The following is a 21,601-nucleotide window of genomic DNA, read 5'->3' on the forward strand; positions in this document are numbered from 1 at the left end:
TAAATGTAATATACTTTTCGTTTTAAAACAATCAATATTGTATCACATTTAAAATCTAACAAAATAAAAAACACATTGAACTCTAGAGCTCAATGTGTTTTTTATTTTACAACAACAAGATGCGGTCCACCTTGTTCTATTTCGTTAGTCAATTTGTTTTGTTGTTTCTCTTGTCGTTTTACATAACTAGCAATATTTAACAGTATACCCATTGCAAGCAGATTAGCTAACAAAGAACTCCCACCATAACTAACAAATGGTAATGGCACCCCTGTAAGCGGTATTAACCCAGACATACCACCGACATTAACAAAAGTTTGAACTCCAAACAAACTTGCAATTCCAATTGCAATTAAACTTCCAAATGGATCTTTACACTTTTGTGCAATTCTAAATGCCCGAATAATAATAAGTAATAAACAGATTAAAATGACAGCTACACCTATAAAACCAAGCTCTTCAGATATAATTGCCATAATAAAATCTGTTTGCGGTTCTGGTAAGTATCCATATTTTTGCACACTGTTCCCTAATCCTCGACCATTTAGCCCTCCTGAAGCAATTCCAATAAAAGAATTTATTAATTGGAATCCATCATTCTGAGGATCATTAAATGGATCAAGAAAAACGGAAAAACGTGCCTTTTGATACTTGCTTAATGCATAATTCCCGAGAAAATATAGTGCGGGAATCCACACTATGGCAGTTAAAACGATTCGTTTTATCCATAAATTAATCCGTACCCCCGAGCAAAGAAACATAATTCCAACCGTTCCCGCAATTAATAAATCGGTACCTAAGTCATTTTGCTTTAAAATTAAAAACATTGCCAATCCAACAAAACCAAGCGTAAGTCCCGATCCTTTAAAAACAGGAGTATCTGTCTCTTGTCTTCTCGCAAAAAAACGAGCTAATATAATAATAATCGATATTTTAACAAATTCAGCGGGCTGTATACCTAATATCCACCCTTTTGCACCGTTTACTTCCTTACCGAAAAACAAGGCTGCTGCTAATAAACCAATACTACCTATTCCCATTGCTATTAAAACTATTCGCTTCCTCCAAAGTTTATAAGGAATAGCAATGATAATCGCTAACATTATCGCTCCAACAGCTAGAATTAATACTTGCCTATTAAAAAAGAAATCCGCTGGTTTCCCATGCTTCGAAATCGCAACAATGGAACTAGAACTATATACCATTATTACTCCCAGCACACATAAGATAACAAGAGGAAGTAATAAGGAATAATCCATCGATTTCCATACTTTTTTCATTTCATTTCCTCTTTCTGTTTCAATTTAATTATTGTTGTATTCCATATGTATATAGGTTCTTCCTTCTTTATTATACAAATAAAAAGCCCAAACTATTTCAGTTTGAGCCCCCATATTTGAACCCGTTATTGTTGTTTGTTTGTAAATGCTTCATGAAGTGCAGACAACTCACGTTCGAGCTCTCCTAACATTGCTTTCCCTTGTTCTTCTCCAATAAGACCAAGGCGAACCGCAAAATCGACCTCGCGGGATAGTCCAAACATTTGTGTGTCTAAAACTTCTTCATATAATGGACATTGCGGCATTGTAAGATTGTCCATTTGTACCTTAATAAGTCTTAAAATCTTCTCTGCATCCGCTTGTAGAAGGGCTAGTGCCTTTTCCTGATGATTTGATACTGTCTCAGACGCCAAATTGATTCCCTCCGTTTCCGTCCTACTCTCTCATATCTATTAATATTAGCGATAGTTTTAATAAATTGCAATAGAAACATTTTTTGTGACAACAGTGCCTAATACTATTATACTGAAAAGTGGGAGTATAACACAAATGGGGGAACAACAATGAGCGAAATTTTATTTATTAATGGAAAAGTTCGTTTTCCAATCACTATCGATCCAACTGTATGGATTTTCGATGATCGAAAAATAGATTTGACAACCTACTTTGATGAAACTAGAGAAGCATCATCCGAATTAGAAACATACTTAAAACATACTTCAGAGCATTGGGATCGCGAAATCCGTGATGGTGCTGCCTTCCCGCCAATACAACAAAGTGTAAAGAAATATAAAAAAGAACAGCTTATTAACGGGACCTTTGGCATACCACTTCATCCATTTCTAAAAAATGCTGAAATTTTAGAAGATGCTACTCATGTCGAAATTGAAACCACAAACAATACAATTACACTTCCGTTAGAAACAGCCCATAAAGCTATTCTCGGTTTTTCAAAAGAAGGTAAACCATTACGAGAAGACGGGCCTGTTCATCTATATTTCCATGATGGATCTAATAGACAAAATCCGATTCGTAACATCCGTAAATTTACAATCATTTAAATTGTATAATTAAAAAGCAAAAAAGGAGTGAGCTTAAGCTCACTCCTTTTTATAATAAATCCGCTGCTAGTTGTGCTAAATTAGAACGCTCTCCTTTAACAAACTTTACATGACCACTAATACGTTGTTCTTTAAACTTCTCTACAACATATGTTAAACCGTTATTATATTCATCTAAATACGGGTGATCAATTTGCTGAGGATCCCCCATTAATACAATCTTACTTTTTTCGCCTACCCTTGTTAATATCGTCTTTACTTCATGCTTCGTTAAATTTTGTGCCTCGTCAATTATAATGAACTGGTCTGGAATACTTCTCCCGCGTATATAGGTAAGCGCTTCTACTTCAATCGAACCCATTCCAGCTAAAATAGCATCTAGCTCCCCAGGCTTTTTCGTATTGAATAAATACTCTAGATTATCAAAAATCGGCTGCATCCACGGTCTTAATTTTTCCTCTTTCTCTCCTGGTAAATAGCCTATATCTTTCCCTACCGGTACAATTGGTCTCGCGACAAGTAGTTTTTTATATAACCCTAAATCTTCCGTTTGCATTAGTCCCGAAGCTAATGCAAGTAACGTTTTTCCTGTACCGGCTTTCCCTGTTAACGTTACAAGTGGAATATCTTCCCGAAGTAGCAATTCTAATCCCATAATTTGCTGCACGTTTCGTGGGCGTATCCCCCACACTTGTTCATTGTGAAAAATAAGTTTTTTTACCTTCTTACCTAAATGATCCACAATCCCAAGTGCAGAACTAGAACCCCCTAGTGCATCTTTCATTACAACAAACTGATTTGGATAAAAAGGATGATTTGCGATTTCAGATAAAGGTAGTTCACCTTTTTCATAAAAATAATCTAACTGTTCTTTTGATATATACCCTTCTAAAAATCCTGAATATATATTTTCCACTTCGATTACTCGGTCACTTAAATAATCTTCGGCCTGCAATCCGATTGCATCAGCTTTTACCCTTACGAGTACATCTTTACTTACTAAAATAACTGATTTCCCGTCCTCTTTTTCTTGTTCTTCTAAAGAGAGGTTTTTCGCTACCGCTAAAATTCGATTATCATTTGTTTTTTCTACAAAAATATCTTGCAGTTGAACAAATGAGCGATGATTTAATTCAATACGAAATGTACCGCCGTTTTCTAACGGAATACTTTCATGCAGCTTTCCTATTTCGCGAAATTTGTCGATTAACTTAGATACATAGCGAGCATTTCGTCCTACTTCATCCATATAACGTTTTTTCGAATCAACCTCTTCTAATACAACTGCTGGAATCACTACTTCATTTGTTGCAAATGAAAAAATAGATAAAGGATCCTGCAAAAGTACATTCGTATCTAACACATAAATTTTATCCAACCTGTTACCCCCTGACTCCACTTTTAAATTTGTAGAACAAGGGTTTCATCCATAAAATATGGACGAACCATTGTTATAATTATATGTACCGTAAAAACGAGGTAGAATCGAAATTCATAGAAATTAAACCTTTTCTTTATTTTTTATTCATTTCTATTCAATATATTACTTTTTATTATAATTTTTCACATTAAATCACAATACTCACTTGTAAAAGTTTATGAACGATGTTCCTATTCATCTCCTTTATAATTCTTTCATTCCTACTAATACTTGGTTATCAAGCTTTTTAGCTGCTCGAAGATCATATGTTTTTTCATATGTTGGTTCAGTAGCAAGTTTCGCACCATAAAACATAACATCACGAACTTCTTGTACATTCACTTCTACTACCGTTAATTTTAGAGGAATCCCTTCCATTCTATCTGTTAAAATTTCACTTTCACCACTTATGGAAAATACGGATTCATTCGCCATTATAGTCAATACAACCCCTGCACTATGCCGTATATTCCCCACAATACGTGAGCGTTGATCTACCGCAAATCGAATACTAGTTTCACTCACTGCATATACCCAAGAAATAGCACTTACGTTAGGAATTTGTTTTTCGAAATCTGTTGTTGCTATCATAACGATACACTCTTTACGCAAAGATTGTACTAAATCACCTGTCAATGTAGGCTCAACTACATTCGCCATATTTCCACCTCCAAATATTATTTATATATCCTTATCATAACCTATTTTTCGAATTGCGAAAATATTATTTTTTCCCGCTATTATTCAAAAACATTATGCTTCCATGATATACTTATACTGATAGAATTCGTATTGAGGTGACGAAATGAGAGTCAGATGTATGATTTGTGATAAAAAAGATATGTTAGATGACGAAAATCCTATGGCAAAAAAACTGCGTAATCGCCCTATTCATACATATATGTGCATGGAATGTACGGAACGAATTGCAGAGCGTACTATGGAACGCCATGCGAGTGGTAATTTCCGATTATATCGTGATAAAAAAGTAGAAGACGATTGGTAAACCGGAAATAAGTCCTTAATCATATAGATAAGGACTTATTTGTATTTTTCTGGTTCACGATTCATCTGATCCAAAAAACAATCAATGGCTTCTACCGGAAATCTTGCACACCTTATTTCTCCATCAATTTCATATGTAATCAAATACATTTCCTCGTTCTTTTCAACTTCTACATTTCGTAATTTATGCTCTTCATATATCATATTTTGAAATAATACATACGTTTCTTCTGCAGCTCTATCATCTGGACGCGCTTCCGCAACAGTTTTAATTGTTAACCAATTATATAGTGCATCTTGTACCGAGCGCATGAAACTCCCCCTTTTCACCCTGCCTTTTGTTGTTTCGCTTGACGTAAACGTAATCTATAAATTCCAAGTACAATCGCCGCTACAACGAGCCCCTCTCCAACTGGTAAAAAAACTGCAAAGAAAGTTAATACCGTGCATCCAATTGCTAAAGATATGTATATTACTATATTTTTTAGCACTGATAGCTTCCTTGCAAATCCTAAATTATATACAAGTGCACTCAATATAATAATTGTTCCATAAAGTAACCACATCCCTAGTTCTGGATTTTCATCAACTTTGCACAATTTCGCGAAAAATGACATTCTTTCTAACACTATCTTTCCTCCCTTCTCATAAAAACAAATTTTCTTTATGTACTTAATACAAGAGTAACTCGCAAAAAAAATACTGTCCACAAAAAAGAATAAATATTCTAAAAATAAACAAAATAAAAAAACAACTACCTTTTATAAAGGTAGTTGTTTTTTTATTTTTACGCTTCTACAGATTTCTTTTTCTTAGCAGCTCTTTCGCGCTCACTCTTATCAAGAATCTTTTTACGTAGACGAATTGATTCTGGAGTTACTTCACAGAACTCATCATCGTTTAAGTACTCTAATGACTCTTCTAAAGTCATTAAGCGTGGTTTTTTCATTGTTGAAGTTTGATCTTTCGTTGCAGAACGAATATTCGTTTGTTGTTTCATTTTTACAACGTTAACTGTTAAATCATTCTCACGTGTATGTTCTCCAACGATCATACCAGCATATACTTCTGTACCTGGTTCAACGAAGATTACACCACGGTCTTCAACTTGCATAATACCGTATTGTGATGCTTTTCCTGCTTCAAGTGAAACTAGAACACCTTGACGACGTCCACCCACTTGTCCAGCATGTACTGGTTGGTAGCAATCAAATGTGTGGTTTAAAATACCATAACCACGAGTTAATGTTAGGAATTCTGTTGTGTAACCAATTAACCCACGTGCTGGAACCATGAAAGTAAGGCGAACTTGACCGTTTCCGTTATTCACCATATCTAACATTTCACCTTTACGTGCGCCCATTGATTCCATAATAGAACCAGTGTATTCTTCAGGAACATCGATTTGTACGCGCTCTACAGGCTCACTTCTTACGCCATCGACATCTTTAATAATTACTTCAGGCTTAGATACTTGTAGTTCATAACCTTCACGACGCATGTTTTCAATTAAGATAGATAAATGTAACTCTCCGCGTCCAGATACGATCCATGCATCAGGAGAATCTGTATTATCTACACGTAAACTTACATCTGTCTCTAATTGTGAACGAAGACGCTCTTCAATTTTACGAGAAGTAATGAATTTACCTTCACGACCTGCAAATGGGCTGTTATTTACAAGGAATGTCATTTGTAATGTTGGCTCATCAATACGTAATAATGGTAAAGCCTCTTCATGCTCAACCGGACATACTGTTTCACCTACGTTAATGTCTTCCATACCTGAAACAGCTACTAAATCTCCAGCTTTTGCTTCTTCAATTTCTTGACGTTTTAATCCAATGTAACCAAATAATTTAGTTACACGGAATTGTTTTACACTTCCGTCAACTTTCATTAATGCAACTTGTTGTCCTACTTTCATTGTACCGCGGAATACGCGTCCAACCCCAATACGACCAACATAGTCATTGTAATCAAGAAGTGCTACTTGGAATTGAAGTGGCTCTTCGCTGTTATCAATTGGTGCTGGAATATGTTCAATGATTGTGTCAAACAATGATTTCATATTCTCTTCTTGATTTGCTGGATTTGAATCTAAGCTTGCTGTTCCGTTCATTGCTGATGCAAATACAACTGGGAACTCTAATTGATCTTCGTTTGCACCAAGTTCGATGAATAAGTCAACTACTTCATCAACTACTTCATCAGGGCGAGCGAAGTCACGGTCAATTTTGTTTACAACAACGATTGGAGTTAAGTTTTGCTCAAGAGCTTTCTTTAAAACAAATCGTGTTTGTGGCATACAACCTTCATATGCATCAACTACAAGTAGAACACCATCAACCATTTTCATGATACGTTCTACTTCTCCACCGAAGTCAGCGTGACCAGGTGTATCTAAAATGTTAATTCTTTTATCTTCATAGTGAATCGCAGTATTCTTCGCTAAAATTGTAATACCACGTTCTCTTTCTAGATCATTTGAGTCCATTGCGCGTTCTTCAATATGTTCATTCGCACGGAACGTCCCCGCTTGACGTAATAACTGGTCAACAAGTGTTGTTTTACCATGGTCAACGTGGGCAATAATTGCTATATTTCGTAAATCTTGTCGTTTTTTCAACATGTCCAACTCCTAATGTCTTTTTAATCCTTCTCTATTATAAGAGCGAAGGGGATACAATGGCAATCAAAATAAAATCAAGAATGAAAATATAGTTGTATTCTTACTTTTGTGAAAGTAAAATAAGATTGGAGGGTGAAGAAATGGAACACATTCAATATCGCTTTTTATTAACAGCAATTATCGGTGTTATCTTCTTAATTGGTATCGGAATTATGATTGCTGAAAATAGTCCCATCGGCATTATTATTTGCATAATCGGCACATTTGTTACAGTTGGATACGGTTTTGTAACAAAAAGAAAAATGCGTAAATCGCAATAACATTAAAAAGTAAGAAGCTTCTTTATGCCTCTTACTTTTTTTCATTATTGCGATACAAATGGTAATAATTCTTCGTATACTCCTGGTTTTGCAACTAACACACTGCTTTTCTCTACAATAGAAAGAGGCGTTCCCAAGAACGTTGTCACTTTACCGCCAACTTCCTCTACAATAATCTGTCCCCCGCCAAAGTCCCATGGCGATAAGCGCGGTGTTACATATGCGTCTAATCTTCCCGTGGCAACATATACCATTTCTAACGCTGCACAACCATATGACCTCGTACCTCTCGCCTTCTTAACGAGCATCATCATTTTTTCCATATTAAGCAATGGATTATCAGTAAGCCATATCGCATTCAAAGCTATAACTCCGTGCTCTACCGTTCCTTTTTCCAACATGGGAATAGCTAAATCATTGCAAAAAGCCCCTTCTCCCTTTACCGCATGATATAGTTCGTCATGAACTGGATCATAAATAAGACCAATCTTTCCGATACCGTTCTCATAAATCCCGATTGAGATTGCGAAATTTCTTTTTTGATGAACAAAGTTCATCGTGCCATCAATTGGATCAATTAACCAAACAACCCCATTAGAAGAGGTAATCTCATCTCCATAGCCTTCTTCTCCTAAAATATTATGAGCCGGGAATGTTTCTTTAATTTTCCCAATTAAAAACTGCTCCGTTTCTCGGTCCATGTTTGTTACTAAATCAGCTGCATTTGACTTTGTTTCTATAATAAGTGTTTTTTTCAGTGATGCCATTAAATGTTCTCCGGCTTCTCGAATCCACTGTTTCGCGTGTGTATCGATGTCTTTCCATACTTCTTGCATGTTTAAACACTCCGATCTATACTGTTCACAGAAAAAACGAACCCTTTATAAGGTTCGCACCAACTAATTATTTATACATATACTATTATTACGCTTCTAAACGGATCATTTCAAGTCTTAACACTTCTAATTTTTGTACGCACTCTTCTTTTTTCTGTTTGTCGTTATCCATCATAGCATCATATAAAGTTGCTAATTCATAATCTAGCTCCAAACGTAGCACCGGAATTCTCTTTTCAGCATCTGTTCTCTTTAACGCATTAATCACCTGTCTCATTTTTTTGCCTCCTCCCAATATTCGTCTGCCCTCGGACTAGAATTGATTCAATTTTCTGATTTTTTGTTTTATACTATACTATGTTGGATAAATCATCTATGCAACAAAATTATATTTTTTTATTTAAATTTTTTTGTGCTGTTTTTTTTATGAATAGTACAAGCTATGCTAAAATTAAAACAAAATAGGAGTTGGAGGAACAATCATGACACTACAAACATTCACATCAACTGATTTTGAAGTCTTTACTGTTGATGGTCTTGAAGAACGAATGAGCGCAATTAAAACGAATATTCATCCTAAGCTAGAAGCTTTAGGGGAACAATTTGCAGAATATTTATCACAACAAACTGATGAAAACTTTTTCTACCATGTAGCAAAACATGCACGCCGCAAAGTCAATCCACCAAACGATACTTGGGTTGCTTTTTCAACAAATAAACGTGGATATAAAATGTTACCACACTTTCAAATTGGTTTATGGGGTACTCACGCCTTCATATACTTTGGTTTAATCTATGAGTGTCCACAAAAAGTGGAGACGGCTCACGCCTTCTTAGAACATTTAAATGATTTAAAAACAAATATTCCAAATGACTTCGTTTGGTCCATTGACCATACTAAACCAGGTGTAAAACTACATAAAACGCTTGAAACGGAAGACTTACAAAAGATGATTGAACGTTTAGCTACTGTGAAAAAAGCAGAGTTATTAGTCGGTATTCATATATCACCAGAGGAGTTTTCAGCAATGACCAACGAACAATTCCTTGCTAAGATTGAATCTACGATGCAACCACTCCTTCCTTTATATGCACTTTGTAATCGATAGTAGAAAACGGACAATTTATATTGTCCGTTTTTAGTTGTTATCACATTATAGCACTTCATATTTTATTTTTCAAAATATTTTTACATTTTAACAATCTTTTTTTCTGCTACTTCCTTTGCTTTTTGAATCGTACGATATATAGAATATCCACTTACTTCTTGAAATTCTTTATCAATTTTTTTCTCCGCTGCCTTCGATGGCACAATCTCTTTAAAACGACGATATAATTCCATCAAATCTTCTCTCAAAACTCCTTTTTCGTATACCTTTTCAATCGCTTCATAAAACTTTACAACTGCTACCATTTCTTCATTTGACCAATTGTAATCAAGTGGATATTGATATTCCATTTTTGCACCTCATTCAGTATTCTTTCTTTTTCCATTATGCTACCTTTAAGACAACTTTTTATTCTTCACTATAGCCACTCTGCATTATACACCATTTATCCATTTCAATGGAATTGTCTTCCTCTTTGCAGTATTTAAAATATAACTATTAAACATACTCACCTTGAAAATGCGATTTTTCTATACATCTATAATTATTGGTGATATAATGCTTTTGTTTTATAGAGAATAAAGTGAGACTACCATCCCCAAAAAGGCTTTTGCGAATGGCAGAAAAACAAGTCAAGTTCTAAAAGTTTGTCATCTTAATTTCCTTTTAGAATGAGATGAAATCATATAAAACAAACTCTAATAAATATTACGAAGAAGAAGGGGTGTATAGATTGTCCCAATACGAAACACCATTGTTTACCGCTTTAGTTGAGCACAGTAAGCGAAATCCAGTTCAATTCCATATTCCTGGTCATAAAAAAGGACAGGGCATGGATCCTACATTTCGCGAATTTATTGGGCATAATGCATTAGCAATTGATTTAATTAATATTGCGCCGCTCGATGATTTACATCATCCAAAAGGTATGATTAAAGAAGCACAGGATTTAGCAGCCGCTGCTTTCGGTGCAGATCATACTTTCTTTTCTATTCAAGGTACAAGTGGTGCAATTATGACAATGGTGATGAGCGTGTGCGGTCCTGGGGATAAAATCCTCGTGCCACGGAATGTGCATAAATCAGTAATGTCAGCTATTATTTTCTCAGGTGCAAAACCAATTTTCATGCATCCTGAGATTGATCCGAAGCTCGGTATTTCACATGGGATCACAATTCAATCTGTCAAAAAGGCTCTTGAAGAGCACTCAGATGCGAAAGGCTTACTTGTTATAAATCCAACATATTTTGGGTTTGCTGCAGATTTAGAGCAGATTGTAGAATTAGCTCATTCTTACGATATTCCTGTACTTGTTGATGAGGCTCACGGTGTTCATATCCATTTTCATGATGAACTACCAATATCAGCTATGCAAGCAGGTGCAGATATGGCAGCAACAAGTGTTCACAAATTAGGTGGGTCTTTAACCCAAAGCTCTATTCTTAATGTAAAAGAAGGTCTTGTGAACGTAAAGCATGTCCAATCCATTATTAGCATGCTTACGACTACATCAACTTCTTACATTTTGTTAGCATCCCTTGATGTTGCTAGAAAACGTCTTGCTACAGAAGGAACAGCTCTCATAGAACAAACAATACAATTAGCTGAGCATGTTCGTGATGCTATAAATGTTATTGAGCATCTTTATTGTCCTGGAAAAGAAATGCTAGGAACAGATGCTACTTTTAACTATGATCCTACAAAGATAATTGTATCTGTAAAAGATTTAGGTATTACAGGCCATCAGGCTGAAGTATGGCTTAGAGAACATTACAACATTGAAGTAGAACTCTCTGATTTATATAACATACTTTGTCTTATCACATTTGGAGATACAGAAAGTGAAACAGATACACTTATTACAGCATTACAAGATTTAGCAGCAACATATAGAAATAGAGCAGACAAAGGTGTTCAAGTACAAGTAGAAATACCTGAAATACCTGTGCTAGCACTTTCTCCTAGAGATGCTTTTTATTCAGAAACAGAAGTCATTCCATTTGAAAACGCAGCAGGTCGTATTATAGCTGATTTTGTTATGGTTTATCCGCCAGGGATTCCAATCTTTACTCCGGGGGAAATTATTACACAAGATAACTTAGAGTATATTCTTAAAAATTTAGAAGCTGGGTTACCTGTACAAGGTCCTGAAGATATGACATTACAAACATTACGTGTTATTAAAGAGTACAAGCCTATCAGTTGATAGGCTTTTCTTTCACCTTTTTTCTCTTTTTTTCATACGATACTAAAGAATTTGACATTCCCACCCTAATGGGGCAAGCTGACTAACATCAGTGGAATTCTTGCTACCTAAGGCGAAGTCCATTTCTGGTATCGCTGACGTGCAAGATTGCGGTGTGCCATCACCACTCTCACAACAGACCGTATAGGTTCGTGAGCTACGGTACTTATACCATACCGTACAGATTCGTGTTCAGGTGTTTTAGCGTCTTGTTCTTGACGACACATATCATTTTACCGATAGCTTGAATTCGGCTATCGAACTCCCTATGCTATCTTTTTTCAAAGAACACATTGGCGTTTTAAAGACTTGTACTTGTCTGTAGTTAAAGTCTACCAAAATATAAAGTGAAACTTTAATCAGTGGGGTTTTGTTCATCCCCACTGATTATTAGCCTTCACCAATCGGGCGTTTACGGGTAGCAGGGCTCCAGCCGAATTTTGAGGTGGAATTCTTACTGCCCGCAAATAGCGGGATAAATGTTTTCTATGAAAAAGCGATACTTTCATCCTATGTCTAAAGTCCAATATAGGCTTTCCCGTATCGCGAAATCTGTAACGTATAGGTGGGGATACCATTATGATTGTGATAGGCCGTTCTATTGTACACCCTTATATCACAAATGAATATGAGCCATTTGCAGCTGAAAAACAACAGATTTTATCCATAATGGCGGGAAATCAAGAAGTTTATTCCTTCCGAACAGCCGATGAACTCAGCTTTGATCTTAATTTACGAGTTAATATTATTACTTCCGCGCTAGAACTTTTTCAAAGTGGATTTCAGTTTCGTACGTTTCAACAATCTTTTTGCAATCCTCAGTTTTGGGAAAGAACATCACTTGGCGGATTTCAACTACTCCCAAACATAGCCCCTTCCATTGCCATCCAAGATATTTTTAAAAACGGAAAACTATATGGAACTGAATGTGCCACCGCAATGATTATCATTTTTTACAAAGCATTACTATCATTATATGAGGAAAAAACTTTCAACCGTCTATTCGCAAACCTCTTACTTTATACATGGGACTACGATCGCGACTTAAAGCTCATAACAAAAACGAGTGGCGATATCGTTCCAGGTGACCTCGTTTACTTTAAAAATCCACAAGTTAATCCAGCTACGATTGAGTGGCAAGGAGAAAATACAATCTATCTAGGAAACTTCTTTTTTTACGGACATGGCGTAGGCGTAAAAACGAAAGAGGAAATTATTTATTCATTAAATGAACGAAGGATTCCTTATGCTTTTATTTCAGCTTATTTAACCGATTTTATTACTCGTATTGATAGCCGTATGATGAGTCAATATGCCCCTCCTAACACGCCACAAACATCAATAGGATTTATTCCTATTAGAGATGATGCAATTGTTGCAACAGTCGGGCATACAACTACAATCTATTAAAAAAACGCCTACATGTGTAGGCGTTTTTTCTTAATTATTAAGCTTTTGTATGTTCTGTATGGTCACATTCGCAATGAGATCCACATTTCCCATAAAGTACTGTTGATTTTTCATCTTCAAAATGTGCGATTGTTCCTTCACAAACTTGGCATACGATTGTTCCCATTTTCATTTCCCCCTGAGTTTAAAGAATAATCTACTTATATATGATTAAGCTTTCGCATTTTCTCTACTAGCACAGTCACAATTGGAACCACATTTCCCATAAAGTACTGTCGTTTTCTCATCTTCAAAATGTCCGATTGTTCCTTCACAAACTTGGCATACGATTGTTCCCATTTTTCATTTCCCCCTAAGTTTATGGTCCTAAAAACTTTTAGCTGTCAATTTCCTATCAATTATTGGGCTTTTGTATGTTCTGTGTGATCACATCCGCAAGATCCACATTTCCCGTAAAGTACCGTTACTTTCTCATCCTCGAAGTGTGCAATTGTACCTTCACAATCTTGACATACGATTGTTCCCATTTTTCATTTCCCCCTAAGTTTATAATCCCAAAAACTTTTGTAACCGCTTAACTTTCTGTCTTTATTTTAATATGTTATACTTTTTACGTCAATAGGTTTTTAGTATAACACATTAAATATTTTAAAATTAAATTAGTATGCGATATTAACACAAAAAAACAGCCATATCTCATACGTACGACTGTTTCTTGTTAATTATTCTTCATACTCCGCATGCAAAGAAGTAGACGGAACAAGAAATTTAAAAAACTGAGCTAACTCCTCCGCCTCCTCTTCCGATCCTAACTTAAAAGTTTCCTGTATATATGGAACATTTTCTACATCATCTCTCCCAAGCAAAGTAGATCTCCCTGTTTGCATACAAACAATAAGTGGCTTTCCAAAAAACATATTTGTATAAATAACTCCAAAATCATAACGTGTATCATGCGTCATAAATCCTAAAAATCGTACCTTCACACTTTCATGCTCATCATACAATTTTTCAAACATGAGTTTCCACCTTTCTAAATAACACTTCCTACTCATTAATATATTAAACAAAAAAAGTAATACTCCTTTTAATTGTCAAAAAATTCAGTAGGATGTAGAATGATATTATTCTACTAAGCTAAGGAGGAATTTGTATGCAACACGCCTTTATCACACTTGTACCTAAATCCAATCAACAATCTGTTTCAATAGAAGATGTTAAACACCTTTTTCATAACTATAAAACCGTTACTTCCAAGACTGGTGATCAAATTAATTATGCTTATACAAATACAGCTTTTCCTTATGAAATATTAGATACATCAGCAACAACATTAAAACTCCAATCGAGTCACGATCGATATGATTCTATTTATGTTGGGATTGGAATAGAAAAGGAACAATCTTTTATTCAGGTTTCTTTGCCTACTACAGCAACATTTGGTGATAAAGGAAAAGCAAATGAATTTAGCCGTTTTCTAGCGAAGAAATTAGAAGGAGAGTTACAACTATTTAATGGAAGAACAATGTATTTCTATAAACGTTAATTTAAAAAATAGAGAATATGATTAAAAAAAGTATGCAATTTGAACACGTAAGGAATAATGCCTGCTTTCTTACGTGTAATACAAAACATGCAATCACATATGCCAAATAAAGAAATACGAAAAAGAGAATTACTTTATAATGAAACTTATCACCATTCGATAATGTTAATACAATGGAAAAACCACTCCATAATAGAAAATGATAAAATATAACATGTAATATTCTCATGGAACCTTCTCCTTTGACATGCTCTATTTTATTAATATATGGGATTAAGTTTGAATCAATTACATATTATATAACGGCATATATGCTAACGGTTCATTTAAAGTATTATATATTCATTCGACAAGTACATATAAAGACCTTGCAAGTCATTTTATGAAAATAAAAATACCCCATCTCTTTAAATAAGAGATGGGGTATTTACATTACTTAAATTATTTTACAATGTGAATTGGCATTCCAAGAGCAACTTCAGCTGCTTCCATTGTGATTTCACCTAATGTTGGGTGAGCATGGATTGTTTGAGCGATATCTTCAGCTGTCATTCCAGCTTCGATAGCTAAACCAATCTCAGAGATAATATCAGAAGCACCTGCACCTGCAACTTGTGCACCTACAAGAAGACCATCTTCTTTACGCGTTACAAGTTGTAAGAAACCGTCAGTGCTGTTTAATGATAACGCACGACCGTTTGCAGCGAATGGGAACTTAGATACAGCTACTGTCATTCCTGCTTCTTCAGCTTGTTTCTTAGTGTAACCAACAGATGCTAATTCTGGATCAGTGAAGCATACTGCAGGAATTCCGATGTAATCGATTGCTGATGCATGACCACTAATTACTTCAACAGCTACTTTACCTTCGTAAGAAGCTTTGTGAGCTAATGGTGGTCCAGGAACGATATCACCGATTGCATAGATGTTTGAAATATTTGTACGGCATTGCTCATCAATTTCGATAATGCCACGGTCAGTCATTTTAATTCCAACTTGCTCAAGACCGATTTCTTGAGTGTTTGGACGACGACCTACAGTTACTAATACGTAATCTGCTTCTACAGTTTGGATTTCACCGTTAACTTCAAAGCTAACTTTTACGCCAGTTTCTGTTTCTTCAACGCCTTTAGCCATAGCTTTTGTATGGATATTTACGTTACCTTTTTTCTGTAGAGCACGTTTAACAACAGAGCTCATAGCTTTTTCGAAACCAGCTAAGATTTCGTCGCCAGCTTCTACTACAGTAACTTCTGTACCGAAGTTAGCATATGCAGTACCTAATTCCATACCGATGTAACCGCCGCCGATTACAACAAGTTTTTTAGGAATTTCAGGTAAGCTTAAAGCGCCTGTAGAGTTGATAACACGTTTAGAGTATTTGAATCCTGGAATTTCGATTGGTGTAGAACCAGTTGCAAGAACAGCATTTTTAAACGTATAAGTTTGTGCTGCATCTTCAGTCATTACGCGTAATGTGTTAGCATCTACGAAGTAAGCTTCACCGCGAATGATTTCAACTTTGTTACCTTTAAGAAGGCCTTCAACACCGCCAGTTAATTTCTTAACTACGCCGTTTTTCCATTCTTGAACTTTTGTAAAGTCAACTTTTACGTTCTCTGCAGTGATACCCATGTCATCAGAATGCATTGCATTCTCATAACGATGACCTGCATTGATTAACGCTTTTGAAGGAATACATCCAACGTTTAAGCATACGCCACCAAGGTTAGATTTTTCAATAATCGCTACCTTTTGACCTAATTGTGCTGCACGAATTGCCGCAACGTATCCACCAGGACCTGCACCAACAACGACTGTATCTAATTCAATTGGGAAATCTCCTACTACCATTGTTATTACGCCTCCATTACTAATAATTGTGGGTCATTCAATAGACGTTTAATTTGGTTTAATGCTTTTTGAGCAGTTGCGCCGTCAATTAAACGATGGTCAAAGCTTAGAGATAATGCTAATACTGGAGCTGCAACGATTTCACCGTTTTTCACAACTGGTTTCTCAGCGATACGGCCGATACCAAGGATTGCTACTTCTGGGTGATTGATAACTGGAGTGAACCATTGTCCACCTGCAGAACCAATGTTTGTAATTGTGCAAGAAGCACCTTTCATTTCAGTTGGAGCTAAACGACCATCACGTGCTTTACCAGCAAGTTCATTGATCTCGTTAGAAATAGTAAAGATAGATTTACGATCTGTATCTTTAACAACTGGTACTAATAGACCTTTGTCTGTATCAGCTGCGATACCGATGTTGAAGTAATGTTTATGAACGATTTCTTGAGAAGCATCGTCTAAAGCAGTATTCAACATTGGGAATTCACGTAATGCAGATGTTAAAGCTTTTACAACGTATGGAAGGTAAGTTAATTTAATACCTTTGTCAGCTGCAACAGCTTTGAACTTCTTACGGTGAGCAACAAGTTCTGTTACATCTACTTCATCCATTAATGTTACGTGAGGAGCTGTATGCTTAGAGTTAACCATTGCTTTCGCAATCGCTTTACGGATACCACTCATTTTCTCACGAGTTTCTGGATATTCACCAGCTGGGATTGGTTGTGCTTTTGGTGCTTCTTCTTTCGCTGCTGCTGCTGGAGTAGCTTCTACTGCTGCTGGAGCCTCAGTTGCTGCTACAGTTTGTCCACCATTTGCAAATGCATCGATGTCAGTTTTCACAACACGGCCGTTCTTACCAGAACCAGCTACTTTATGAATATCTACACCTTTTTCACGAGCATATTTACGAACAGATGGCATAGCGATTACACGCTCATTTACTACTTCTGCAGTTGCTGCTGGAGTAGTTTCCGCTGCTGGAGCTTCTACTGCTGCTTCTTCAGCTTTTGGAGCTTCATCATGATCGTCACCTTTAAATTTAAGGTTTTCGTATCCAGGAGCATCAAATTTAATTAATGTATCTCCTACAATTGCAACTGTTCCTTCTTCTACAAGTACTTCAAGTACTTTACCTTTAACAGGAGAAGGGATTTCCACTACTGCTTTATCATTTTGTACTTCAAGAAGTACATCATCTTCATTTACTTCATCGCCTGGTTTAATAAACCATTTTACGATTTCACCTTCGTGGATACCTTCACCGATATCTGGTAGTTTAAATTCAAATGCCACGGAATTCAGCCCCCTGATTCATTTCATTATTATGGAATATGTACAAAAGAAACCAGCATGTGCTGATTTCTTTTGCACATGAAAAACTAAAAATTAGAAGTTCATTACTTTGTTAACAGCTTCAACAATATCTTTATGGTTTGGTAACCATACGCTCTCAGCTTGAGAGAATGGGAATACTGTATCAGCAGCTGCAACACGTACAACTGGAGCTTCTAAGTTTAAGATTGCACGGTCGTTAATTTCCGCTACAACGTTAGCTGCAATACCAGCTTGTTTTTGAGCTTCTTGAACTACAACTACGCGGCCTGTTTTTTCAACAGAAGCGATGATTGTTTCGATATCTAATGGTTGAACTGTACGTAAGTCAACAACCTCTAAAGAGATACCTTCTTTTTCAAGTTCTTCAGCAGCTTTTAATGCAGCATGAACCATAGCACCATAAGCGATAACAGATACATCTGTACCTTCACGTTTGATGTCAGCTTTGCCTAAATCAATTGTGTAATCACCTTCTGGTACATCTTGACGGAATGAACGGTACAATTTCATATGCTCTAAGTAGATAACTGGATCGTTGTCACGAATCGCAGAGATTAAAAGACCTTTTGCATCGTATGGAGTAGATGGAATAACAACTTTTAGACCAGGTTGTTGTGCCACTAATCCTTCTAAGCTATCAGCATGTAGTTCAGGAGTATGAACACCACCACCGAATGGAGAACGAATTGTTACTGGAGCAGTCCAACGTCCACCAGAACGGTAACGCATACGAGCTAATTGACCAGAAACTGAATCCATTACTTCAAAAATGAAACCGAAGAATTGGATTTCTGGAACTGGACGGAAGCCTTCAAGTGCAAGTCCAACTGCAAGTCCACCAATACCAGACTCTGCAAGTGGAGTATCCATTACACGATCTTCACCGAATTCAGCTTGTAAACCTTCAGTAGCACGGAATACTCCGCCGTTTACACCAACGTCTTCACCAAACACAAGTACGTTAGGATCATTTTTCATTTCAACGCGTAAAGCATCAGTGATTGCTTGAATCATTGTCATTTGAGCCATGGCTTACTTCGACTCCTTTTCTTTGTAAATTTCATATTGTTCAGCTAAGTTGTAAGGCATTTTTTCGTACATGATTTCCATTAAATCAGTAACTTTTTGTTTTGGAGCTTGGTCAGCCTTAGCAATTGCTTGTTTGATATCTTCTTTTGCTTCTTCGATAACTTTCTCTTCAACTTCTTGAGACCATAGGCCTTTGTTTTCTAAGAATGCACGGAAGCGTACGATTGGATCTTTTTGTTCCCATTCGTTTTCGATATCTTTTGTACGGTAACGAGTTGGGTCATCACCAGCCATTGTATGTGGACCATAACGGAATGTTAAAGTCTCGATTAAAGTAGGACCTTCGCCATTTACTGCGCGCTCACGAGCGAAAGCAGTTGCTGCGTATACAGCTAATGGATCCATACCGTCTACTTGAATTCCGTAAATACCTGCTGCTACTGCTTTTTGTGCTACAGTTTTAGCTGCAGATTGCTTTTCTACTGGAGTAGAGATTGCATAACGGTTGTTTTGTACAACGAAGATTGCTGGAGCTTTGAATGCACCCGCAAAGTTCATACCTTCGTAGAAGTCACCTTGTGAAGCACCACCGTCACCAGTGTAAGTAATTGCAACAGATTTTTTACCACGTAATTTCATACCTAACGCAACACCAGCAGTTTGGATGATTTGCGCACCGATAATGATTTGTGGAGCAAGTGCATTTACATTCTCAGGCATTTGGTTACCCATGAAATGTCCACGAGAGAATAAGAATGCTTGGTATAATGGTAGACCGTGCCACACTAATTGTGGAACGTCACGATATCCTGGTAAGATGAAATCTTCTGCTTCAAGTGCGAAATGACTTGCTAATTGAGAAGCCTCTTGTCCAGCAGTTGGTGCGTAGAAACCTAAACGTCCTTGACGGTTTAAAGAAATAGAACGTTGATCTAGTACGCGAGTATACACCATACGGCGCATTAATTCTTTTAATTGATCATCAGATAATTCAGGCATAGCTGCTTCATTCACAACTTCGCCTTTTTCATTTAAAATTTGTAATGTTTCAAATTGAGCTGCGATAGCTTTCATTTGCTCATCAACATTAAATAGGGTCTTTTTTGTTTTAGTACCCATTCCGTTCACCTCTTCCTCTCTTGAACCATATTCTGAAACGCTTTCACTATCTATTAGCTAGACTGAAAGCGCAACAATGTAAACCAACAAATTTGTTTGTCGGTTGAGAATAATTTTGTGTACCTAACAATCTGTACTAATGTTTTTTCAAAAACATATTAATACAATCTTGATCACGTTTTTTAGTTTACAACTATTCTAATTACGATGTCAATTACTTTGAATACGTTTTTTTATAAATAATATGCCGGTTTCCTCTACACAAACGTGTTTTTATTTTTCACATCTGTATTAGTAAGCAATAACCCGCTGTTATATTATTCCCTTTTTAACTTATTTTTTCTCTTAGAATAATATGTAAACGATTTAATTCTCCTTAGTTTTTCTCTCTTCTCAAGAAAATTATACAAACACTTCTTCCTTTTATAGGTAAATACCTATACATTTCTGATCATTCCTCCATACATTATAGTAACCGCAGTATTAGCGGGAAATGATAAAGGAGGTCATCTCATGTACGGATACTCATATTGCTATCCAACAACTTGTTCATATCCTTCCTACGGTTATGGCGGTTCTTGTGGCGGATCTGGAAGCGGCTTCGCCTTAATCGTTGTGTTGTTTATCCTTTTAATTATCGTTGGTGCTGCTTGCATTCGCTAATTAATGTAAAATGAAACAACTATGGAAAGAAACAGACGGCTTTGCCGTCTTTTCTTTTTATTACATAACTTATCTGTAGAAGATTTGTTTCCAAGTAGCTCTTCCTTACTTGCCGATGACTTTTTTTATCTCCTTTGGTAGACTAAAGGAGAAAGGAGAGATTACATATGCTTACAATGAATGAGGTAATTCGTGAAGGAAATCCTATTTTGCGCGACGTCGCAGAAGAGGTCTCCTTACCTGCTAGCGAGGAAGATACAAATACTCTTAAAGAAATGATTGAATTTGTAATAAATAGCCAGGACCCTGAAATGGCTGAAAAATATAATTTACGCCCCGGAATCGGATTAGCGGCTCCGCAAATCGGTATTTCAAAGAAAATGATTGCGGTTCATGTAACTGATACGAACGATACGTTATATAGCTACGCATTATTTAACCCAAAAATCATTAGTCATTCTGTTGAACGTACATATTTACAAAATGGTGAAGGCTGTCTATCTGTAGACCGTGAAGTACCTGGTTATGTCCCTCGTTACACGAGAATTACAGTAAAGGCAACAACGATTAACGGTGAAGACGTAAAACTGCGATTAAAAGGTTTACCAGCAATTGTATTCCAACATGAAATCGACCATTTAAACGGTGTTATGTTCTATGACCATATTAATAAAGACAATCCATTTGTGGCTCCCGATGATTCAAAACCTCTCGAGCGATAATAATAAAAAG

At 36.3% G+C, this 21,601-nt stretch carries 28 protein-coding genes; 9 read left to right on the forward strand and 19 right to left on the reverse strand.

Annotated features, from left to right (window positions below; genetic code table 11):
- Positions 1–101: 101 nt before the first annotated feature.
- On the reverse strand, positions 102–1,280 hold the full coding sequence (locus MKY90_RS20080; protein ID WP_016096193.1) for an FtsW/RodA/SpoVE family cell cycle protein: 1,179 nt from the start codon (positions 1,278–1,280) through the stop codon (positions 102–104).
- A gap of 125 nt (positions 1,281–1,405) precedes the next feature.
- Positions 1,406–1,693 carry a YlaN family protein gene (locus tag MKY90_RS20085; protein ID WP_002088314.1) on the reverse strand — a complete coding sequence of 96 codons (288 nt, stop codon included), beginning with the start codon at positions 1,691–1,693 and terminating at the stop codon, positions 1,406–1,408.
- 150 nt (positions 1,694–1,843) lie between these two features.
- On the opposite strand from MKY90_RS20085, the gene MKY90_RS20090 reads away from it, so the two are divergent.
- Positions 1,844–2,341: a hypothetical protein gene (locus MKY90_RS20090; RefSeq protein ID WP_098167414.1), complete on the forward strand. Its 498-nt coding sequence runs from the start codon at positions 1,844–1,846 to the stop codon at positions 2,339–2,341.
- Between the two features lie 49 nt (positions 2,342–2,390).
- Here the strand turns inward: MKY90_RS20090 and MKY90_RS20095 are convergent, their stop codons facing one another.
- Positions 2,391–3,719 carry a PhoH family protein gene (locus tag MKY90_RS20095; RefSeq protein WP_002088317.1) on the reverse strand — a complete coding sequence of 443 codons (1,329 nt, stop codon included), beginning with the start codon at positions 3,717–3,719 and terminating at the stop codon, positions 2,391–2,393.
- A 246-nt stretch (positions 3,720–3,965) separates the two neighbouring features.
- Complete coding sequence (locus MKY90_RS20100) at positions 3,966–4,421, reverse strand: pyridoxamine 5'-phosphate oxidase family protein (RefSeq protein ID WP_002014791.1); 456 nt, start codon at positions 4,419–4,421, stop codon at positions 3,966–3,968.
- A gap of 145 nt (positions 4,422–4,566) precedes the next feature.
- On the opposite strand from MKY90_RS20100, the gene MKY90_RS20105 reads away from it, so the two are divergent.
- Positions 4,567–4,767 carry a YlaI family protein gene (locus tag MKY90_RS20105; RefSeq protein ID WP_002094429.1) on the forward strand — a complete coding sequence of 67 codons (201 nt, stop codon included), beginning with the start codon at positions 4,567–4,569 and terminating at the stop codon, positions 4,765–4,767.
- A gap of 35 nt (positions 4,768–4,802) precedes the next feature.
- Here the strand turns inward: MKY90_RS20105 and MKY90_RS20110 are convergent, their stop codons facing one another.
- The 3 genes from MKY90_RS20110 to typA form a co-directional block, all read right to left on the reverse strand.
- Positions 4,803–5,078, reverse strand: coding sequence for a hypothetical protein (locus tag MKY90_RS20110; RefSeq protein ID WP_063219147.1), 276 nt, complete (start codon positions 5,076–5,078; stop codon positions 4,803–4,805).
- Positions 5,079–5,092: 14 nt separating this feature from the next.
- Positions 5,093–5,395 (reverse strand): YlaH-like family protein, encoded by a 303-nt coding sequence (locus tag MKY90_RS20115; RefSeq protein WP_000893662.1) that lies wholly within the window; start codon positions 5,393–5,395, stop codon positions 5,093–5,095.
- Between the two features lie 158 nt (positions 5,396–5,553).
- Positions 5,554–7,398, reverse strand: coding sequence for a translational GTPase TypA (gene typA, locus MKY90_RS20120; protein WP_002014867.1), 1,845 nt, complete (start codon positions 7,396–7,398; stop codon positions 5,554–5,556).
- A 140-nt stretch (positions 7,399–7,538) separates the two neighbouring features.
- Here typA and MKY90_RS20125 point away from each other — a divergent pair, with 140 nt between their 5' ends.
- Positions 7,539–7,718: a DUF5325 family protein gene (locus tag MKY90_RS20125; protein ID WP_000400127.1), complete on the forward strand. Its 180-nt coding sequence runs from the start codon at positions 7,539–7,541 to the stop codon at positions 7,716–7,718.
- Positions 7,719–7,762: 44 nt separating this feature from the next.
- Here MKY90_RS20125 and MKY90_RS20130 read toward each other — a convergent pair whose 3' ends face one another.
- Both MKY90_RS20130 and MKY90_RS20135 read right to left on the reverse strand, forming a co-directional pair.
- Entirely contained in the window at positions 7,763–8,554 is a 792-nt protein-coding gene (locus tag MKY90_RS20130; RefSeq protein WP_060749584.1) for an inositol monophosphatase family protein, read from the reverse strand.
- A gap of 88 nt (positions 8,555–8,642) precedes the next feature.
- Positions 8,643–8,831 (reverse strand): hypothetical protein, encoded by a 189-nt coding sequence (locus tag MKY90_RS20135; RefSeq protein ID WP_002121995.1) that lies wholly within the window; start codon positions 8,829–8,831, stop codon positions 8,643–8,645.
- A gap of 205 nt (positions 8,832–9,036) precedes the next feature.
- Here MKY90_RS20135 and MKY90_RS20140 point away from each other — a divergent pair, with 205 nt between their 5' ends.
- On the forward strand, positions 9,037–9,663 hold the full coding sequence (locus tag MKY90_RS20140) for a YktB family protein (protein ID WP_002014864.1): 627 nt from the start codon (positions 9,037–9,039) through the stop codon (positions 9,661–9,663).
- Positions 9,664–9,743: 80 nt separating this feature from the next.
- On the opposite strand, the gene MKY90_RS20145 is transcribed toward MKY90_RS20140, so the two are convergent.
- Positions 9,744–10,013, reverse strand: coding sequence for a UPF0223 family protein (locus tag MKY90_RS20145; protein ID WP_002066915.1), 270 nt, complete (start codon positions 10,011–10,013; stop codon positions 9,744–9,746).
- A gap of 383 nt (positions 10,014–10,396) precedes the next feature.
- On the opposite strand from MKY90_RS20145, the gene speA reads away from it, so the two are divergent.
- Both speA and MKY90_RS20155 read left to right on the forward strand, forming a co-directional pair.
- Positions 10,397–11,869, forward strand: a complete 1,473-nt coding sequence (gene speA, locus MKY90_RS20150; protein WP_002142966.1) for an arginine decarboxylase — start codon at positions 10,397–10,399, stop codon at positions 11,867–11,869.
- Between the two features lie 618 nt (positions 11,870–12,487).
- Positions 12,488–13,318: a protein-glutamine gamma-glutamyltransferase gene (locus tag MKY90_RS20155; protein WP_002066931.1), complete on the forward strand. Its 831-nt coding sequence runs from the start codon at positions 12,488–12,490 to the stop codon at positions 13,316–13,318.
- A 37-nt stretch (positions 13,319–13,355) separates the two neighbouring features.
- Here MKY90_RS20155 and MKY90_RS20160 read toward each other — a convergent pair whose 3' ends face one another.
- The 4 genes from MKY90_RS20160 to MKY90_RS20175 all read right to left on the reverse strand — a co-directional run bounded on the left by MKY90_RS20160 (position 13,356) and on the right by MKY90_RS20175 (position 14,337).
- A complete protein-coding gene (locus MKY90_RS20160) occupies positions 13,356–13,484 on the reverse strand; it encodes a GapA-binding peptide SR1P (protein ID WP_002142969.1) in 129 nt (42 codons plus the stop codon).
- A 44-nt stretch (positions 13,485–13,528) separates the two neighbouring features.
- On the reverse strand, positions 13,529–13,657 hold the full coding sequence (locus MKY90_RS20165) for a GapA-binding peptide SR1P (protein ID WP_002146000.1): 129 nt from the start codon (positions 13,655–13,657) through the stop codon (positions 13,529–13,531).
- Positions 13,658–13,716: 59 nt separating this feature from the next.
- On the reverse strand, positions 13,717–13,845 hold the full coding sequence (locus MKY90_RS20170; protein ID WP_000536778.1) for a GapA-binding peptide SR1P: 129 nt from the start codon (positions 13,843–13,845) through the stop codon (positions 13,717–13,719).
- A 195-nt stretch (positions 13,846–14,040) separates the two neighbouring features.
- Positions 14,041–14,337: a DUF3055 domain-containing protein gene (locus tag MKY90_RS20175; RefSeq protein ID WP_000462037.1), complete on the reverse strand. Its 297-nt coding sequence runs from the start codon at positions 14,335–14,337 to the stop codon at positions 14,041–14,043.
- Positions 14,338–14,471: 134 nt separating this feature from the next.
- On the opposite strand from MKY90_RS20175, the gene MKY90_RS20180 reads away from it, so the two are divergent.
- Positions 14,472–14,864 carry a DUF1885 family protein gene (locus MKY90_RS20180; protein ID WP_002014853.1) on the forward strand — a complete coding sequence of 131 codons (393 nt, stop codon included), beginning with the start codon at positions 14,472–14,474 and terminating at the stop codon, positions 14,862–14,864.
- Position 14,865: 1 nt separating this feature from the next.
- Here the strand turns inward: MKY90_RS20180 and MKY90_RS20185 are convergent, their stop codons facing one another.
- The 5 genes from MKY90_RS20185 to pdhA all read right to left on the reverse strand — a co-directional run bounded on the left by MKY90_RS20185 (position 14,866) and on the right by pdhA (position 20,206).
- Positions 14,866–15,093, reverse strand: coding sequence for a hypothetical protein (locus tag MKY90_RS20185; protein WP_002088334.1), 228 nt, complete (start codon positions 15,091–15,093; stop codon positions 14,866–14,868).
- 212 nt (positions 15,094–15,305) lie between these two features.
- Complete coding sequence (gene lpdA / locus MKY90_RS20190) at positions 15,306–16,718, reverse strand: dihydrolipoyl dehydrogenase (RefSeq protein WP_002014851.1); 1,413 nt, start codon at positions 16,716–16,718, stop codon at positions 15,306–15,308.
- 5 nt (positions 16,719–16,723) lie between these two features.
- Positions 16,724–18,016: a pyruvate dehydrogenase complex dihydrolipoyllysine-residue acetyltransferase gene (pdhC, locus tag MKY90_RS20195; RefSeq protein ID WP_002033838.1), complete on the reverse strand. Its 1,293-nt coding sequence runs from the start codon at positions 18,014–18,016 to the stop codon at positions 16,724–16,726.
- Between the two features lie 93 nt (positions 18,017–18,109).
- Positions 18,110–19,087: a pyruvate dehydrogenase complex E1 component subunit beta gene (pdhB, locus tag MKY90_RS20200; RefSeq protein ID WP_002033837.1), complete on the reverse strand. Its 978-nt coding sequence runs from the start codon at positions 19,085–19,087 to the stop codon at positions 18,110–18,112.
- 3 nt (positions 19,088–19,090) lie between these two features.
- Positions 19,091–20,206 (reverse strand): pyruvate dehydrogenase E1 component subunit alpha, encoded by a 1,116-nt coding sequence (gene pdhA / locus MKY90_RS20205; RefSeq protein WP_000536893.1) that lies wholly within the window; start codon positions 20,204–20,206, stop codon positions 19,091–19,093.
- A gap of 513 nt (positions 20,207–20,719) precedes the next feature.
- Here pdhA and MKY90_RS20210 point away from each other — a divergent pair.
- Positions 20,720–20,869: a YjcZ family sporulation protein gene (locus MKY90_RS20210; RefSeq protein WP_002014847.1), complete on the forward strand. Its 150-nt coding sequence runs from the start codon at positions 20,720–20,722 to the stop codon at positions 20,867–20,869.
- 167 nt (positions 20,870–21,036) lie between these two features.
- Complete coding sequence (gene def / locus MKY90_RS20215) at positions 21,037–21,591, forward strand: peptide deformylase (RefSeq protein WP_002014846.1); 555 nt, start codon at positions 21,037–21,039, stop codon at positions 21,589–21,591.
- Positions 21,592–21,601 lie beyond the last annotated feature (10 nt).

It is taken from the genome of Bacillus sp. FSL P2-0099, from assembly GCF_038007445.1.
GTDB lineage: Bacteria > Bacillota > Bacilli > Bacillales > Bacillaceae_G > Bacillus_A > Bacillus_A mycoides.

Excerpts from the sequence above, each read along its gene's own strand:
- MKY90_RS20135 (WP_002121995.1), bottom strand. The coding sequence starts at position 8,831 with ATGAGACAGGTGATTAATGCGTTAAAGAGAACAGATGCTGAAAAGAGA.
- MKY90_RS20105 (WP_002094429.1), top strand. The coding sequence starts at position 4,567 with ATGAGAGTCAGATGTATGATTTGTGATAAAAAAGATATGTTAGATGAC.
- MKY90_RS20090 (WP_098167414.1), top strand. The coding sequence starts at position 1,844 with ATGAGCGAAATTTTATTTATTAATGGAAAAGTTCGTTTTCCAATCACT.
- MKY90_RS20125 (WP_000400127.1), top strand. The coding sequence starts at position 7,539 with ATGGAACACATTCAATATCGCTTTTTATTAACAGCAATTATCGGTGTT.
- MKY90_RS20165 (WP_002146000.1), bottom strand. The coding sequence starts at position 13,657 with ATGGGAACAATCGTATGCCAAGTTTGTGAAGGAACAATCGGACATTTT.
- MKY90_RS20160 (WP_002142969.1), bottom strand. The coding sequence starts at position 13,484 with ATGGGAACAATCGTATGCCAAGTTTGTGAAGGAACAATCGCACATTTT.
- MKY90_RS20100 (WP_002014791.1), bottom strand. The coding sequence starts at position 4,421 with ATGGCGAATGTAGTTGAGCCTACATTGACAGGTGATTTAGTACAATCT.
- MKY90_RS20140 (WP_002014864.1), top strand. The coding sequence starts at position 9,037 with ATGACACTACAAACATTCACATCAACTGATTTTGAAGTCTTTACTGTT.
- MKY90_RS20185 (WP_002088334.1), bottom strand. The coding sequence starts at position 15,093 with ATGAGAATATTACATGTTATATTTTATCATTTTCTATTATGGAGTGGT.
- MKY90_RS20145 (WP_002066915.1), bottom strand. The coding sequence starts at position 10,013 with ATGGAATATCAATATCCACTTGATTACAATTGGTCAAATGAAGAAATG.
- MKY90_RS20110 (WP_063219147.1), bottom strand. The coding sequence starts at position 5,078 with ATGCGCTCGGTACAAGATGCACTATATAATTGGTTAACAATTAAAACT.
- MKY90_RS20210 (WP_002014847.1), top strand. The coding sequence starts at position 20,720 with ATGTACGGATACTCATATTGCTATCCAACAACTTGTTCATATCCTTCC.
- pdhA (WP_000536893.1), bottom strand. The coding sequence starts at position 20,206 with ATGGGTACTAAAACAAAAAAGACCCTATTTAATGTTGATGAGCAAATG.
- lpdA (WP_002014851.1), bottom strand. The coding sequence starts at position 16,718 with ATGGTAGTAGGAGATTTCCCAATTGAATTAGATACAGTCGTTGTTGGT.
- MKY90_RS20175 (WP_000462037.1), bottom strand. The coding sequence starts at position 14,337 with ATGTTTGAAAAATTGTATGATGAGCATGAAAGTGTGAAGGTACGATTT.
- MKY90_RS20170 (WP_000536778.1), bottom strand. The coding sequence starts at position 13,845 with ATGGGAACAATCGTATGTCAAGATTGTGAAGGTACAATTGCACACTTC.
- MKY90_RS20155 (WP_002066931.1), top strand. The coding sequence starts at position 12,488 with ATGATTGTGATAGGCCGTTCTATTGTACACCCTTATATCACAAATGAA.
- def (WP_002014846.1), top strand. The coding sequence starts at position 21,037 with ATGCTTACAATGAATGAGGTAATTCGTGAAGGAAATCCTATTTTGCGC.
- MKY90_RS20080 (WP_016096193.1), bottom strand. The coding sequence starts at position 1,280 with ATGAAAAAAGTATGGAAATCGATGGATTATTCCTTATTACTTCCTCTT.
- pdhB (WP_002033837.1), bottom strand. The coding sequence starts at position 19,087 with ATGGCTCAAATGACAATGATTCAAGCAATCACTGATGCTTTACGCGTT.
- typA (WP_002014867.1), bottom strand. The coding sequence starts at position 7,398 with ATGTTGAAAAAACGACAAGATTTACGAAATATAGCAATTATTGCCCAC.
- MKY90_RS20130 (WP_060749584.1), bottom strand. The coding sequence starts at position 8,554 with ATGCAAGAAGTATGGAAAGACATCGATACACACGCGAAACAGTGGATT.
- MKY90_RS20180 (WP_002014853.1), top strand. The coding sequence starts at position 14,472 with ATGCAACACGCCTTTATCACACTTGTACCTAAATCCAATCAACAATCT.